General features: G+C 54.9%; 16 protein-coding genes. 1 reads left to right on the forward strand and 15 read right to left on the reverse strand.

Annotated elements, in window-relative coordinates:
• Window positions 1-103: 103 nt before the first annotated feature.
• Together AXE65_RS02135 and AXE65_RS02140 are read right to left on the reverse strand one after the other, a co-directional pair.
• On the reverse strand, window positions 104-880 hold the full coding sequence (locus tag AXE65_RS02135) for a class II glutamine amidotransferase (protein WP_068387405.1): 777 nt from the start codon (window positions 878-880) through the stop codon (window positions 104-106).
• Window positions 881-890: 10 nt separating this feature from the next.
• A complete protein-coding gene (locus AXE65_RS02140) occupies window positions 891-1346 on the reverse strand; it encodes an MFS transporter (RefSeq protein WP_153015368.1) in 456 nt (151 codons plus the stop codon).
• 125 nt (window positions 1347-1471) lie between these two features.
• Here AXE65_RS02140 and AXE65_RS02145 point away from each other — a divergent pair, with 125 nt between their 5' ends.
• On the forward strand, window positions 1472-2092 hold the full coding sequence (locus AXE65_RS02145) for an acyl carrier protein phosphodiesterase (protein ID WP_068387417.1): 621 nt from the start codon (window positions 1472-1474) through the stop codon (window positions 2090-2092).
• Here AXE65_RS02145 and nuoN read toward each other — a convergent pair.
• From nuoN to nuoE, 13 genes are all read right to left on the reverse strand, one after another.
• Complete coding sequence (nuoN, locus tag AXE65_RS02150; RefSeq protein WP_068387422.1) at window positions 2041-3507, reverse strand: NADH-quinone oxidoreductase subunit NuoN; 1467 nt, start codon at window positions 3505-3507, stop codon at window positions 2041-2043. The two genes, AXE65_RS02145 and nuoN, sit on opposite strands and share 52 nt — an antisense overlap.
• A gap of 7 nt (window positions 3508-3514) precedes the next feature.
• The gene (nuoM, locus tag AXE65_RS02155) at window positions 3515-5038 is read right to left on the reverse strand and encodes an NADH-quinone oxidoreductase subunit M (RefSeq protein WP_068387425.1); all 1524 of its coding nucleotides are present in this window, start codon (window positions 5036-5038) and stop codon (window positions 3515-3517) included.
• Window positions 5039-5136: 98 nt separating this feature from the next.
• A complete protein-coding gene (nuoL, locus tag AXE65_RS02160; protein WP_068387428.1) occupies window positions 5137-6987 on the reverse strand; it encodes an NADH-quinone oxidoreductase subunit L in 1851 nt (616 codons plus the stop codon).
• Entirely contained in the window at window positions 6984-7292 is a 309-nt protein-coding gene (gene nuoK / locus AXE65_RS02165) for an NADH-quinone oxidoreductase subunit NuoK (RefSeq protein ID WP_068387431.1), read from the reverse strand. The genes nuoL and nuoK overlap by 4 nt, the downstream gene beginning before the upstream one ends.
• Window positions 7293-7796, reverse strand: coding sequence for an NADH-quinone oxidoreductase subunit J (gene nuoJ, locus AXE65_RS02170; RefSeq protein WP_068387434.1), 504 nt, complete (start codon window positions 7794-7796; stop codon window positions 7293-7295).
• Window positions 7797-7818: 22 nt separating this feature from the next.
• Entirely contained in the window at window positions 7819-8010 is a 192-nt protein-coding gene (locus AXE65_RS02175) for a hypothetical protein (RefSeq protein ID WP_068387438.1), read from the reverse strand.
• 14 nt (window positions 8011-8024) lie between these two features.
• Complete coding sequence (locus AXE65_RS02180; RefSeq protein WP_068387441.1) at window positions 8025-8303, reverse strand: hypothetical protein; 279 nt, start codon at window positions 8301-8303, stop codon at window positions 8025-8027.
• A complete protein-coding gene (nuoI, locus tag AXE65_RS02185; protein WP_439144666.1) occupies window positions 8300-8848 on the reverse strand; it encodes an NADH-quinone oxidoreductase subunit NuoI in 549 nt (182 codons plus the stop codon). Before nuoI ends, AXE65_RS02180 begins: the two co-directional genes overlap by 4 nt.
• Window positions 8849-8871: 23 nt before the next feature.
• Window positions 8872-9861, reverse strand: a complete 990-nt coding sequence (gene nuoH / locus AXE65_RS02190; protein ID WP_068387449.1) for an NADH-quinone oxidoreductase subunit NuoH — start codon at window positions 9859-9861, stop codon at window positions 8872-8874.
• Entirely contained in the window at window positions 9858-12617 is a 2760-nt protein-coding gene (gene nuoG, locus AXE65_RS02195) for an NADH-quinone oxidoreductase subunit NuoG (RefSeq protein ID WP_068387452.1), read from the reverse strand. The genes nuoH and nuoG overlap by 4 nt, the downstream gene beginning before the upstream one ends.
• Window positions 12598-12882, reverse strand: coding sequence for a hypothetical protein (locus tag AXE65_RS02200; RefSeq protein ID WP_068387455.1), 285 nt, complete (start codon window positions 12880-12882; stop codon window positions 12598-12600). The genes nuoG and AXE65_RS02200 overlap by 20 nt, the downstream gene beginning before the upstream one ends.
• Complete coding sequence (gene nuoF, locus AXE65_RS02205) at window positions 12882-14240, reverse strand: NADH-quinone oxidoreductase subunit NuoF (RefSeq protein ID WP_068387463.1); 1359 nt, start codon at window positions 14238-14240, stop codon at window positions 12882-12884. Before nuoF ends, AXE65_RS02200 begins: the two co-directional genes overlap by 1 nt.
• Window positions 14237-14737 (reverse strand): NADH-quinone oxidoreductase subunit NuoE, encoded by a 501-nt coding sequence (gene nuoE / locus AXE65_RS02210; RefSeq protein ID WP_068387464.1) that lies wholly within the window; start codon window positions 14735-14737, stop codon window positions 14237-14239. The genes nuoF and nuoE overlap by 4 nt, the downstream gene beginning before the upstream one ends.

The following is a 14737-nucleotide window of genomic DNA, read 5'->3' on the forward strand; positions in this document are numbered from 1 at the left end:
TCAATCATCGACATGAAAACATCTATCTGGCCTTGCTAAAATTACTGCGTGAACAGCCGCTTTGATCGCGTTTGCTTCCTAAGACCCTTAGATAATGTGGCTTCTAAAAAACATTACCACTGCCAATACACTTGCCGCGCTGCCATAAATACCAATCCCCCGGTTGATTTAACTGCCACTTCTCATTGCAGGTTAAAGGCTCAGTTGAAATCACCGTGACAATATCATCCGGTGTGGTTTGTGCTTTAAAGTCTACGGTTAAATCCATATCTTTAAGCTGTGCGCAGCCAAAGGGAGCGCGGCGGGTGATTTGCGCGAGTTTTGTGCTGCAAAAGGTAAATAACCAATCGCCATTGCTGAGCAGGCAGTTAAATACGCCTTTTGTTTGATAGTGATCACAGGCCGTCAATAAATCCGCCAGTAATGCTTGTGGCGCGGCAGGTTCGGGGAATTTTTGTCGCAGGCGGTTAAGCAAATCACAAAAGGCCGCTTCGCTGTCGGTGTCACCAATCGGTTGGTAAAAACCAGGTTCGGGATAAAAATCCTTTAATTGTCCATTATGCGCAAAGCACCAATTGCGCCCCCAGAGTTCGCGCACAAAGGGGTGTGTATTGGCGAGGCTAACTTGTCCGACATTGGCTTGGCGGATATGGCCGATGACCACTTCGCTTTTAATGGGATAACGCTGCACCATGCGGGCAATTTCCGAATGCGCGCTGGCCGAGGGTTCTTGAAACAGGCGCAGTCCGCGCCCTTCATAAAAGGCAATGCCCCAGCCGTCCCGATGGGGTCCGCTGCCGCCGCCGCGTTGGATTAAGCCACTGAAACTAAAAACAATATCGGTGGGCACATTGGCGCTCATGCCAAGCAGTTCGCACATAAAAGATGCCTTACAGGTACGGCTCAATGCGGGAAAAGCGGCTTGCCGGTAGGGCGGGCTGCTTTTTATCGACCAATGTTGGGGAGCTTGGTTTTCTTGGCCTGCTGGCACGAGGAGATGCCGGTGATGCAGATGTAGTGAGCAGGTTGTGCCAGAACAGTCGCAGGAACACCCACAGCAGATACAGCGCTAAGGCGACCACTGCACTCAGTTGCAGATTGCGCAAGGCACTTTCGCTGTGCTCGCCCATTTTCAGTATGTCCAAAGCGACCACCGCCAGCGAAGGCGCAAGTAGTCCTTGCTCAATCAGCGCCGGGGTAAACAGCAGCACGCAAATGCCAAGGCGCAGCAATTCGCGCAGCGGTCGCCACATCCAAGCCGTTAAGCGAAAACAGACCAGCAGCAGGCCAAGCGCTGCTGCGATATAAACAGACCAAGCGAGCAGGTATTCCTGTTCATTCATCATGGGTCACTTACGTAAAAAATAAAGCCGCTATGATAGCGACTTTGCCCGTTGATACAGGAGGTTTGCGCATGGTTTTGCGTAACGCTTTTATGCACGGGAACAGACCCTAAACAGGAGAACCTGCCTTGAACTGGCTGGCGCATTTGCATTTGGGCGGCAATGAACCCGAGCAACTGCTGGGCAGTCTGTACGGCGATTTTGTCAAAGGCGCTCTTAATGGGCGTTTTAGTCCGGGTATTGAGGCGGGCATTGCCTTGCACCGCGCGATTGACCAGTTGACGGACACGCATCCGCTGTTTGCCGTAAGCCGTGCGCGTTTTCCCGGCGAGCAGCGGCGGGTTGCCGGTATTTTGCTGGATTTGTTTTTTGACCACTGCCTTGCCCGTGACTGGTCGCAGTACAGCGCAGAACCTTTGCCGCGGTTTACTGCGCGGGTTTACCGGCTGTTGCGGCAAGCTGAATTGCCCGCACGGCTGAGGGTCATTGCGCCGCGCATGGCGGCACAGGACTGGCTTGGCAGCTACCGCGACTTTGCCGTACTGGAACGGGCGCTTGAGGATATGGCGCGGCGTTTGTCGCGCCCCGAACTGTTTCGAGGCGCTTTTTTGGCGCTTGAGCGGCTTTACCCGAAGTTGAGTGCGGACTTTGCTGAAGTCTATCCACAGCTTCAGGCGTTTGCCGCCAGGCAGGCCAATCAGCCAGCCAGCGCTCCGGCCTGCACCAAATCGAGCAGTGGCTGCGGATAAACGCCCAGAATAAAGGCGAGCAGGGTGACGATCAGCAGCATAATGCCGCCCGCGTGGGTGCCCCAATGGAGCGGTGCGTCGTGGCGTTTTAGATTGGGCTCGACCAGATAGAGCGCGACCATCACGCGCAGGTAATAGAACACGGCTATCCCGCTGCCGATAATCAGCGTCGCCAGCAGCCACCATTGCTTGGATTCCACGCCGCTCGCGATGACATAGAACTTGCCGATAAAGCCGGTGGTCAGCGGAATACCGGCCAAGGACAGCATCATCACGGTAAGCACGACGGTCAGCCAAGGCCTGCGCCAGAACAGGCCGCGGTATTCGTACAAGGCATCGGCATCACGACCGCTGTACGGGGTGGACATAAGCGTAATCACGCCGAATGCGCCGAGCGTAGTCATCACATAGGTGGCGAGATACACGCCGACGGCTTCCACCGCCATTCCTGAACCGGCAATCAGCGCAATCAGCAGATAACCAAAATGGGCAATGGAGGAAAAGCCGAGCAGGCGTTTGAGATTATTTTGCATTAAGGCGGCAAGGTTGCCGACCAGGATGGAGGCGGCGGCAATCAGGCCAAGCAAAATGCCTAATGCGCCTTCGGTAGCGCCCGGAATCCATTGCAGTAAGCGCAGCAGCACGGCAAATACGGCCACTTTGCTGGCGGTAGCCAAAAAGGCGGCAACCGGTGCGGGAGCGCCTTCGTAGACATCCGCCGTCCATAGGTGAAAAGGCACTAGCGACAGCTTAAAGCCCAGTCCCACCAACATGAGTCCCAGACCAAGACGCGCCAGCAGGCTGTTGGTTTGTGCGAGGTGCTGGCCGATGCCGTAAAAGTCCATCTGCCCTAAATCGGCATACAGCAGCGCCATGCCGAACAGTAAAAAAGCGCTACCGGCGGCGGAAAGCACCATGTATTTGATGCCCGCTTCCAGTGAACGGCGATTAAAGAAGGCGTAGGCGACCATGCCGTAAACCGGCACGGATAACAGCTCAAGGCCAATAAAGAGGCTCGCCAGGTGTTGCGCGCTGACCAGCACCATGCCGCCCACGGCCGCGAGTAATAGCAGCAGATAGATTTCCTCGCGGTTACCGGGAAAGCCTCTGTCCTGTTGACGCTCGCCCATATAGGCGTGGCACAGGGTCACGCAGGCGAGCGTCGCTACCAGAATGAGGGTGCAGTAAAAATAGCTGAAGCGGTCAAGCCACAGCAGTTCCATAAACAGCTTGGGCGGTACGGAAAGCGCAGCGAGCATCGATAGCAACGCAAGGTTAAGGCCGATCACCGAAAGGATAAAGGTGCGCGTATGGTTGCGTCCGGCGGCAATGGCGAGCATGACTGCCAAGGCACTCAGGCTGGTGATCAAAATAGGAGATAGCGCCAGCGCGTCGTCAAAAGTAAAGGTTTGCATAAACTGTTTAGTCCCCGAGCGAATGGCTGGAAGCCGCTTCAAACCAGTGCTGTACGCCTTGCATGCTGGCGGCGCTGGTATCAAGTACCGGCTGCGGATACAGGCCAAGCGCAATTAAAAGCACGGCAAGACCCATCACCATGCAAAGCTCGCGTTTGCCAAGCCCTTTCAGCGGCTGGTCACTTTGCGCCGGGCCAAAATGGGCGCGGTGAATCATCGATAGTGCATACACCGACCCCAGCACCAAGCCGCTGGCTGCAATTGCCGTGACCCAAGGTGCAACGGGGAAGCTGCCCAGCAAAATCAAAAATTCGCCGATAAAGTTACCGGTGCCCGGCAGCCCCAACGCGGCGGCGGCAAAGAACAGGGAAAACGCCGGATGCCAGGCCAGTCGCGCCCAAATGCCGCCCATTTGGGTCATATCGCGGGTATGGATACGCTCGTAAAGCTGCCCGCAGAGGATAAACAGCGCCGCCGCCGACAGGCCGTGCGCGACCATCTGCACCACCGCGCCTTGCAGCGCCAAGAGGCTGCCGGAATAAATCGCAATCAGCACAAAGCCCATATGCGAGATGCTCGAATAAGCAACGAGGCGCTTGATGTCGCGTTGTGCAAAGGACAGCAGCGCGGCATAAACAATGGCAAAGACGCCAAGCCACATGGCGATCGGCGCAAATTCTGCCGAAGCATTAGGGAATAACGGCAAGGCAAAGCGCATCAGGCCGTAAGCGGCGGTTTTTAGCAAAATACCGGCCAAATCCACCGAACCTGCGGTAGGTGCTTGCGCGTGTGCATCAGGCAACCAAGAGTGCAGCGGCACCACCGGAAACTTCACCGCAAAGGCGATAAAAAAGCCCAGCATCAGCAGGTATTCAGTACCCGCCGATAGCTCGGTCTCAAGCAGCGCTTGATAGGCAAAGGTTAAAACGCCGGTTTGTTGGTAGTGGATTAAAACCAGCGCCAAGATGGCGACCAGCATCACCAAACCGCTGGCCTGGGTGTAGATAAAAAACTTGGTCGCTGCGTTGATGCGGGTTTTGCCGCTGCTGCCGGAATGCCCCCAGAGCGCAATCAAAAAATACATGGGAACCAGCATCATTTCCCAAAAGAAGAAGAACAAAAACAAGTCAATCGCTAAAAATACGCCGACCACGCCGCCCAAAATCCACAACAGGTTTAGGTGGAAAAAGCCCACGCGCCGCTGCACCTCGCTCCACGAACAAAGCACTGAGAGCACACCCAAAAGGCCGGTTAGCACCACCATCAGCACGGAAAGGCCATCGAGCGCCAGATGAAAATCAATGCCAAAACGGCTAATCCAAGGCAGCCTGAACTCGCTCGCCCAACGCAGCTCGCCCGGTGCGGGCGCGAGTGAAAAATCCGCCGCCGCCCACAGCCAAAGGCTAAGGAAAAACAGCAGCGCCATGCTGATTAAGGCAATCAAGCGCGGCAAGCGGTTGCCAAAGCGCTCGCCCTGCCAGCACAGCAGCCCGCCGATAAAGGGAATGAGAATAAGCCAGGGCAAAATCATGGTGGTCTATCAGTCCGTAAAAAAAATCAGTGGGTTACAAAAATGCGGTTTGCGCCTGGTCTCGCCCTCTATCGCGCAAGCGGGCACCCTTAGCATCATCACGGCAGTAGCACCAATACGGCCAAGAGAGCGATGGCACCGGCGGTCATGGCGGCGGCGTACCAGCGCAGCTTGCCGTTTTGCGAAAGGCTGGCCGCTTGGTTAAGCCGTCGCGCCAGCTTGGGGATCACGCCAATGCCGCTATTGACCGGGTCGGCTCGCAGTCCGTAGCTGATGAAAAGGTAGGGTTTTACCAACAGCTTGTCGTACAGCCAGTCAAAACCAAAGGCGGCAAACCACCAGGCAGACAAAAAACGTCCGAGCGCACTTTGTGCGATTTTTTGCGAAAGATCAGGGCGCAGTAAAAATAGCAGCGCAGCCAGCACAATACCGGCGAGCGCAATGGATCCGGAGGTAATCTCCAGCGCGTGCTTGCCCGCCTGCAAACCCTGGCCGGGGCTTTGCGGCAGTACCTGCGCGAGCGGCGGGCTAATCAGTGCGCCAATAAAGGTCGATAAAACCAGCAGCGTGAGCAGTGGCAGTCCATGCGCCAATCCTTTGGGCGCGTGCGCGTCGGTTTTCGCCTGCCCGTGGAAGGCAATAAAAATTAACCGAAAGCTGTAGAGCGAGGTCATAAACGCGCCAAGCAAACCGGCATAGAGCAAGCTGCTGTGACCGCTGGCAAACGCCTCCCAGAGGATTTCATCCTTGGAGTAAAAGCCCGCAGTAAGCAACGGCAAGGCGGCCAGTGCGCAGCCGCCGACGATAAACGAGGCATAGGCGAGTGGTAATTTCTTCCACAGCCCGCCCATTTTGAAAATATTTTGCTCATGATGGCAGGCGATAATCACTGAGCCTGAGGCCAAAAACAGTAGCGCTTTGAAAAACGCATGGGTCATCAGGTGGAAAATCGCCGCGCTCCAGCCGCCTACGCCGAGCGCCAAAAACATGTAGCCGAGTTGGCTCATGGTCGAATAAGCCAGAATGCGCTTGATGTCGGTCTGTACCAGCGCGGCAAATCCGGCCATGACCAAGGTGGCCGCGCCGACGATACCGACCAGCTCCAAGGTTTCCGGTGCCAAGCTAAACAGGCCGTGGCAGCGGGCAATCAAGTAAACCCCGGCAGTGACCATAGTCGCTGCGTGGATTAACGCAGAAACCGGCGTGGGGCCTGCCATGGCATCGGCCAGCCAGGTTTGCAGCGGCAGTTGCGCGGATTTGCCGACGGCACCGCCGAGCAGCATCAAGCAGGCGAGTTCAATCCAAAAATCGCCCGCGGCGAAGCGTTGCGGAGCGAGTATTAACAGTTGCTGGATATTGAGCGTGCCTAATTGGGCAAACAGAATAAACAGGCCAATCGCCATAAATACGTCACCGATACGGGTGACGATAAAGGCTTTCATCGCGGCATTGCCGTTTTTACGTTCGCTGTAATAAAAGCCAATCAATAAATAAGAACAAAGCCCTACGCCTTCCCAGCCAAAATATAATAGCGGCAGGCTGTCACCCAATATCAGCAGCAGCATGCTAAAGATAAATAAATTGGTATAGGCAAAAAAGCGCGAGTAGCCGTTTTCACCGCGCATATACCAAGAGGCAAATAGATGAATTAAAAAGCCTACGCCGGTGACTACGCCGAGCAGCGTTAAAGATAATCCATCGAGATACAGGGTAATGCCCGGGGTAAAATCAGCGACGCTTACCCAGTTCCACAGATGCTGAATAAATACGCCATTTTGCGGCGGATTTAAATTAAATTGGACAATAATCCAAAAGGCAAATAGCGCTGATAAGCCGACACTGCCCACGCCAATGACGGCGCTTAGCTTTTCTGATAAACGCCCACGAGAAAAGGCTAGTATTGCCCAGCCCAACAGCGGAAATAACAGGCATAAAAACAAAGTATTCATCCGTGCATCTCGCTGGCCGCGTCAATATCCATGGTATGAAAACGGCGGTACAGTTGCAGTAATAGGGCAAGGCCAATGGAGGCTTCGGCGGCGGCCAAGGTTAATATTAAAATAAACATCACTTGCCCATCTGCGGCTACCCAGCGACTGCCGGCAGCGACAAAAGCCAGTGCTGCCGCATTCATCATTACTTCAAGGCTCATCAGGATAAATAGAATATTGCGGCGCATTAACAGCCCGCAAAGTCCCAAACAAAAGAGTATCGCCGAGAGCATCAGCGCGTGTTCCAGTGCTACGGCCTGCATTTATGACTCCTTGGCTTCTTGGCGACCCAAGTGGAAAGCCGCCACCAGCGCCGCCAATAGCAACAGCGCGGAAAGTTCCACGACCAATATAAATGGGCCAAATAAACTGATGCCAATGGCTTTGCCATCGACGGTTTCAAGTCCAATCGCCGTATTTTGGCCGGATACCAATAATACATAGAGTAATTCAGCCAGCAGCAATAAGGCCAAGATGGATGGGCCAATCCAGATTTGTGGGCGCAGCCATTTTTTTTCCTGCTGGAGCACTTGCGCACCTAAATTGAGCATCATTACCACAAATACAAACAGCACCATAATGGCACCGGCGTAAACGATAATTTCCAGCGCTCCGGCCAGTGGTGCACCCAGGCAGAAAAAACACATGGCCACGGCAATTAAGGAAATCACCAAATACAGCAATGCATGCACCGGATTGCTGCCAGTAATGACCCTAAGCGTTGCAAATACCGCAGCACCGGCGGCCAAGTAAAAGGCTATCGGCATGGCTTTATTGCGCCTCCTTTAATCATTTTTTGGCAGCCTCTTTAGCGGCAAGATAGTCGGCATGGCTTGCGCCCGGATGAGTGCGCAGAAATTCTTGCTCTTTCTTCTCGCGTTCTTCTTCTTCTTTATGCACATGCTTGGAATATTCCAGCCATTCGGCTTTATCTTCAAAGTCTTCTTCGCTAAAAAACAAGTCGTCTTTTTCGTCCGCCATGATACTGCTCCTTTTTAATGGTTAATCTGGTTATAGTTGCCAGCCAACGTATTTAGAGTATTAACCGCTTGCTGGTTTATCTCGTTATCCTGCCAGCAATCAATTAAAAATTTTGGGTAAGTGGGGCGATAGAGTTTGGGGCTCATGCAAACCAGCATTTTATTCAGTTGAAAGTGTACCGATTTAAGTGTAGGGGTGGACAGCGGTGCGGGTTTTCCTGCGGCATGTTGGGCAAGCCACTGTTCCACCTGGGCAATAGTCTGTTTGATTTGCGGTTTTAGCATAATAATCATGGCAGCAGACCTTTTACATTAATCGGCTCGGCTTCGTTTTCTGCCGCGCCTTTGGCTTTGCCGGCAATTTCCATACCGGCAATACGGTAGAAGTTATAATCTGGATTTTTACCGGTGCCGGAAATCAACAGATGCTCTTTTTCATAGACCAAGTCTTGGCGTTTATATTCGGCCATTTCAAAGTCGGGGGTTAATTGAATGGCGGTAGTTGGGCAGGCTTCTTCACACAGGCCACAAAAAATGCAGCGTGAAAAGTTAATGCGGAAAAACTCAGGAAACCAGCGCCCGTCGTCTTTTTCCGCTTTTTGCAGCGAGATGCAACCGACCGGGCAAGCGACTGCGCAGAGGTTACAGGCAACGCAGCGCTCTTCGCCGTCCGGGTCGCGGGTTAAGACAATGCGCCCGCGATAACGCGGCGGCAAATAAACCGGCTCTTCCGGATATTGCAAAGTATCGCGCTTGCGAAAGCCGTGGCCGAAGATCATCACTACGCTGCGCAGTTGTGTATAAGTGCCGTGCAGTACGTGGATAATGTAGTTAATCAGTTGCTTGATCATGGTCTGTTCCTTTAGCCTGCCGCCACAACTAAAACGCCAGTAATGAGCAGATTGATTAAAGTCAGCGGCAGGCAGAACTTCCAGCTAAAACTCATTACCTGGTCGTAACGCGGACGTGGTACCGAGGCACGCAGCAGGATAAATATCATAATAAAAAAGGACGTTTTCAGCGCAAACCAGATAAAGGGAATTTGCGGGAATAATCCAAACGGGCCGTGCCAGCCGCCAAAGAATAAGGTAGTTAATAACGCGGAAATAAATACAATGGCAACGTATTCGCCGACAAAGAACATGCCCCATTTCATGCCGGCGTATTCAATATGATAACCATCGGCGAGTTCCTGTTCGGCTTCCGGTTGGTCAAACGGGTGACGGTGGGTAACGGCAATGGCGGCGATAAAGAAGGTACAAAAGCCAAAGAACTGCGGAATAATAAACCAAAAATTTTGTGCCTGATATTCGACAATATCGCGCAGATTAAACGAACCGGCTTGCAGTACCACGCCCATTAAGGCAACACCCATAAAGACTTCATAAGAGACGGTTTGCGCCGAAGCTCTTAATGCGCCGAGCAGGGCATATTTATTGGCACTTGACCAACCGGCAAATAGCACCGCGTAAACAGAAAGCCCGGCCATTGCCATAAAAAACAGCAGGCCAATATTTAAATCCGCCACGCCCCAGGTGGGGGTAATCGGGATAATGACAAAGGCCAGTAGCATGGCGCTCATGGCGACAATGGGCGCGATAATAAAAATCGATTTATCGGCAAAGCGCGGTATCCAGTCCTCTTTAAAGAACATCTTGATCATGTCTGCGCCAAGCTGAAACGCGCCAAACGGCCCCACGCGGTTTGGCCCATAACGGTCTTGCCACCAGCCGAGCAGGCGACGTTCAACCCAAGACAGTAGCGCGCCGCAAACGACTACGGTGAGCAGGATCACGATGGCTCTAATCACGGCCAGCAGAATGTCGATGACTTCGGGGCTGAGCCAACTCATGACAGCGCCTCCTCAGTCTTTGCCGCGGCTTGCACTTGGGTGCATTGGTCGGCCGCCAAAATCGGCATGCCATCGAATCCGGCGGGCAGCGCGAGCAGGCCGTCGGCCAGCGCCGGGTCGAGCTTAAGCGGCAGGCGCAGATATAGGCCGTTTTCGCTGGAAAGTTCGAGCAGTTCGCCTTCGCAAAGTCCCAAACGCGCGGCGCAAGCGGGGCTTAGGCTGGCGCTGGGCGCATCCATGCGTTTGGCGATAGGCGCGGCGCGGGCACTGGTTTCTTCACTGCCGAACAGATGATGTTTGGGCACGATCAGCAAGCGCTGTGCATCGCTACCTGCTACAAACGCGCTGGGAATGCTGTCGATCCAGTCGAGATTGTCGTCTTCTGGCTCAATCAGGCGAACGCCGGGGTCACCGGCGCGTAAGTGGCCGCCGACTTCGTCCTGGAATTTGTTCCAGGCTTGCGGCGAGTTCCAGCCTGGCGACCAGGCAAAGGGAATCTGTTGACGGTCTTCTTTTGCGCCGGAATAGCCTTCCATCGAGTAGGCAAAGGGCGAATCCGGGTCTTGCGGTTGACGCGGCTCGTGTACGCTTAAGTGGGCTCGCATGGAGGTGCGCCCGCTGTAGCGCAGCGGCTCGCGTGCGAGTTTCAATCCTTTGATACGAAATGAAGCCGAAGGTGCGGCATCGACTATCGCCGCAAGCTGTGGATTACTGGCCGCGCAAGCGGCTGTGGCTTGGTCAAGCAGCGTCCAGTCCACCGTTTTGCCCTGCAAGGTGCAGTGCAGTGCGTGCAGCCAGCGCCAGCTTTCGCGAATAAGCACGGCGGGGTCGTAGTAGGACGGCTCAAAGACTTGAAAGAAGCGCTGCGCGCGGCCTTCCTGACTGACCAGCGTGCCATCGCCTTCGGCAAAGCTTGCGGCTGGCAGCAGCAAATGGGCGCGTTCGCTGGTTTTGCTGCGTTGATGGTCGCAGTGGATAATCAGTTCGGCTTGGTTTAGGGCGCGGTCTACCTTGGACTTGGCGGCGCGGCGATACAGGTCGTTTTCCAGCACCAGTACGGCCTGCGCCTCGCCGCTGGCAAGCGCGTCCAGTGCGCTGTCCAGATGTTTGTGGTCATCGGCCGCGAGCATCGCCAGTCCCAGACTGTTGGCCTCCGGCACTACCAGACTGAGCGAGCCGTTTTTGCCTTGTTTGTGCAGCGCTTTGGCGATATTACTGCTCGCTTGCAATAGCGCTTTGCTACCAAGGGACATGCCGCCGATGACTAACGGGCGCTTGGCCTGTTGCAAGGCAGCGGCAATGCGTGCGGAAAGTGCAGCGGTAGCTTCGTCCAAATCGGCAACCGCCGGGGCGCTGTCATCAATGGCATGGGCGACGGCAAAGCCCAAGCGGGCGAGGTCGTCCGGCGCGCCGTGCAGGCAGCTTTCTGCGATATCGTCCAGCTTGGTCGTCGAGAGGCTGGCAATAAACAAGGGGTGCGCCGCGTCTTGCGCAATGGTACGCACGGCGGCATCCAGCCAAGGCTGCACATTCATATTGGCCGCGAGTTGCGCGCCTTTGCTGCGTACCGCTTGGCGTACGGCAAGCGCCAGGCGGGCGGCGGTTTGCGTTAAATCCTCGCCCAAGATAAAGATGGCATCGTGCGCTTCGATCTCGCGGATGGAAGGAATCGGCAGCGGGCTGTTTTGCAAGATGGAAAGCGCCTGTTGCAGGTTCGCCCACTCGTTTGCGGGCAAACCGCAATAGAAATTGTCCTTGCCGACCAGTTCACGCAGTGCGTGGTTGCTTTCCAAACTGGCACGTGCTGAGCCAATTCCAATCAGGCGTTTGCCGCTTAAGCGTTCGGCGGCGGTATCCAGTGCCGCGTCCAAGGTGAGCGGCCATTCGCTGCCTTCGTTGATCAGCAGCGGCTGGCGTGGGCGGTCGCCCCTGTTGACATAGCCGTAGCCAAAGCGGCCACGGTCGCATAAAAAGTAGCGATTGACAGAGCCGTTGTAGCGGTTTTCGATACGACGCAGTTCGCCGTAGCGCTCGCCGGGGCTGATATTGCAACCGGAGGAACAGCCGTGGCAGATGCTCGGGGCAAACTGCATGTCCCATTTGCGGTTGTAACGCGCCGAATGGGTTTTGTCGGTAAATACGCCGGTGGGGCAGACTTCGGTCAGGTTGCCGGAAAACTCGCTTTCCAGCGTGCCGTCTTGCACGCGGCCAAAATAAACGTTGTCGTGTGCGCCGTAGACGCCCAAATCGGTGCCACCGGCGTAGTCCTTATAAAAGCGCACGCAGCGGTAGCAGGCGATGCAGCGGTTCATCTCGTGCGCGATAAACGGCCCTAGCTCTTGGTTTTTGTGGGTACGCTTGCTAAAGCGGTAGCGCCGCTCGCGGTGGCCGGTCATGACCGTCATGTCCTGCAAATGGCAGTGGCCGCCTTCTTCACACACCGGGCAGTCGTGCGGGTGGTTGGTCATCAGCCATTCCACCACGCTTTGGCGGAAGGCTTTGGCCTCTTCGTCCTCAATGGCAATCCAGGTTTTGTTATCGGCAACCGGGGTCATGCAGGACATGACCAGCCGCCCGCGCTTGTCGTTTTCGTCCGCATATTGCTTGACCGCACACTGGCGGCAAGCGCCCACGCTGCCCAGCGCCGGATGCCAGCAAAAGTAAGGTATATCCAGCCCAAGCGACAGGCAGGCTTGCAGCAGGTTGTCTGCGCCGTCTACCTCGTAGGCTTTGCCGTCAATATGGATAGTGGCCATTGTGCTTTAAGTCTTTTAGAGAAATTCGGGTTGCATAAAATAAAAGGGGTGATGGGCTTATAAAGTCATAGGCAGTTACCATGCCCATAGATTGAACGGCTACTTTGCCGTTGTTTTTAAATAGATAGGCTCCATTAAGGTTTGGAGTATAAGAGCCTTTATAAGCATAAAATAAAGTCAATAGCATAAAAGAAAGACATAAAAACAATGCGCGACTTTCTTTGTGATTTTCTTTGTTTGATGAATAGGACTTATTGCGCTCCATCAAGCTGCCTCCATTTCTTTTATCCGCGTGGCGGCAGGAACAGGCGTTTTGGCAATGCCGGATTCAAATTCATCACGAAAATAGTTAATTGCGCTGTCCAAGGGTTCTATCGCACCGGGGGCGTGGGCGCAGAAGGTGAGCCCCGGCCCCAAGTTTTTAACCAGTTGCAGCAGGGTTTCGATGTCGCCAGGCTGGCCTTTGCCTTGTTCCAGGGCGGTCAGGATTTTTAGACTCCACGGCAGGCCGTCGCGGCAGGGGGTGCACCAGCCGCAGGATTCGCGGGCGAAAAAGGCTTCCATATTTCGTAGCAGGGAAACCATATTGATGCGGTTATCAACCGCCATTGCAAGGCCGGTACCCATGCGCGTGCCGACTGCGCCGATAGCGGCGCTGGTCATCCGTGCGTCTAAATGTTCGGGCAGTAAAAAGCCGGTTCCGGCGCCGCCAGGTTGCCAGCATTTCAGCGAAAAGCCGTCTTGCATGCCGCCGGCGTAGTCCTCGAAAAGTTCCCGTGCGGTAATGCCAAAGGGGACTTCCCAAATGCCCGGGCTTTTTACCTTGCCGGAAAAGCCCATCAGTTTGGTTCCCATGTCCTCGCTGCCTTGACGGGCGAGGCTTTTGTACCAGTTAACGCCGCCTACAATAATCGCCGGAACATTGCTTAGGGTTTCGACGTTATTGACACAGGTGGGCTTGCCCCAAACGCCGACGGCGGCCGGGAACGGCGGTTTGGAACGTGGATTGGCGCGGCGGCCTTCGAGCGAGTTGATCAGTGCGGTTTCTTCGCCGCAGATATAGCGACCGGCACCGGTATGCACAAAAAGTTCAAAGTCAAAACCGCTGCCCTGGATGTTTTTGCCCAGCCATCCGGCGGCTTTGGCCTCGCCTATGGCCTGGTTAAGGTTGGCGGCGGCATCGACGTATTCTCCGCGCAAAAAGATATAGCCGCGAAAGGCTTTAAGCGCTTTGGCGCTAATCAACATGCCTTCAATCAGCTGATGCGGCAGTTGCTCCATCAGCAGGCGGTCTTTCCAGGTGTTCGGCTCCATTTCATCGGCATTACAGAGCAGATAGCGGATGTTTATGGATTCGTCTTTGGGCATTAACGACCATTTAACGCCGGTGGGGAAACCCGCGCCGCCGCGCCCTTTAAGGCCGGAGTCTTTAACTTGCTCTACGATCTCATCGGCGCTCATCTGAAGAAGCGCTTTTTTCGCTGCAGCGTAGCCGCCTTTGGAGTGGTACTCGGCAAGCCAAACCGGCGCGCCGTCTTCGCGCAGGCGAAAGGTTAGCGGGTGGGTTTGTTCGCTACGCAGGCTTCGGTTAATCGGGCCAATGGAGGTCAGCGGGCGGGTCATGGGTAGCTCTCCAGTAGTTCGGCCACTTGCGCGGGCGTGATATTGCCGTAAGTGTCGTCGTCAATCATTAAAGCGGGGGCTTTGTCACAGTTGCCAAGGCAGCAGACCGGCAGCAGGGTAAAACGGTCGTCCGCCGTGGTTTGCCCAAGACCAATGCCTAGCTGATTTTGAATGGCCGATAGCACCGATTCATGCCCGCCGATATAGCAAACCATGCTGTCGCACACACGGATAATGTGCCGCCCAACCGGCTGGCGGAAAATCTGGCTGTAAAAAGTCGCCACGCCTTCGACATCGGAAGCGGGAATGCCAAGCACTTCGGCAATGGCATCAATCGCGCCATCGGGCACCCAGCCGCGCTGTTTTTGCACGATTTTCAGTGCCTCAATGGAGGCCGCGCGGCTGTCCTCGTAGTGCTGCATTTCGTGTTCAATCGCGCTGCGCTCTTGTTCAGACAGAGCAAAGCGGTCGGTTTGGATCAGGGTTGTCTGGCTCAT

The organism is Ventosimonas gracilis (genome assembly GCF_001580025.1).
GTDB lineage: Bacteria > Pseudomonadota > Gammaproteobacteria > Pseudomonadales > Pseudomonadaceae > Ventosimonas > Ventosimonas gracilis.

Excerpts from the sequence above, each read along its gene's own strand:
- nuoE (WP_068387464.1), bottom strand. The coding sequence starts at position 14,737 with ATGAGCCAGACAACCCTGATCCAAACCGACCGCTTTGCTCTGTCTGAA.
- AXE65_RS02135 (WP_068387405.1), bottom strand. The coding sequence starts at position 880 with ATGTGCGAACTGCTTGGCATGAGCGCCAATGTGCCCACCGATATTGTT.
- nuoN (WP_068387422.1), bottom strand. The coding sequence starts at position 3,507 with ATGCAAACCTTTACTTTTGACGACGCGCTGGCGCTATCTCCTATTTTG.
- nuoF (WP_068387463.1), bottom strand. The coding sequence starts at position 14,240 with ATGACCCGCCCGCTGACCTCCATTGGCCCGATTAACCGAAGCCTGCGT.
- nuoH (WP_068387449.1), bottom strand. The coding sequence starts at position 9,861 with ATGAGTTGGCTCAGCCCCGAAGTCATCGACATTCTGCTGGCCGTGATT.
- nuoM (WP_068387425.1), bottom strand. The coding sequence starts at position 5,038 with ATGATTTTGCCCTGGCTTATTCTCATTCCCTTTATCGGCGGGCTGCTG.
- nuoL (WP_068387428.1), bottom strand. The coding sequence starts at position 6,987 with ATGAATACTTTGTTTTTATGCCTGTTATTTCCGCTGTTGGGCTGGGCA.
- AXE65_RS02180 (WP_068387441.1), bottom strand. The coding sequence starts at position 8,303 with ATGATTATTATGCTAAAACCGCAAATCAAACAGACTATTGCCCAGGTG.
- AXE65_RS02140 (WP_153015368.1), bottom strand. The coding sequence starts at position 1,346 with ATGATGAATGAACAGGAATACCTGCTCGCTTGGTCTGTTTATATCGCA.
- AXE65_RS02175 (WP_068387438.1), bottom strand. The coding sequence starts at position 8,010 with ATGGCGGACGAAAAAGACGACTTGTTTTTTAGCGAAGAAGACTTTGAA.
- AXE65_RS02200 (WP_068387455.1), bottom strand. The coding sequence starts at position 12,882 with ATGGAGCGCAATAAGTCCTATTCATCAAACAAAGAAAATCACAAAGAA.
- nuoK (WP_068387431.1), bottom strand. The coding sequence starts at position 7,292 with ATGCAGGCCGTAGCACTGGAACACGCGCTGATGCTCTCGGCGATACTC.
- nuoG (WP_068387452.1), bottom strand. The coding sequence starts at position 12,617 with ATGGCCACTATCCATATTGACGGCAAAGCCTACGAGGTAGACGGCGCA.
- nuoJ (WP_068387434.1), bottom strand. The coding sequence starts at position 7,796 with ATGCCGATAGCCTTTTACTTGGCCGCCGGTGCTGCGGTATTTGCAACG.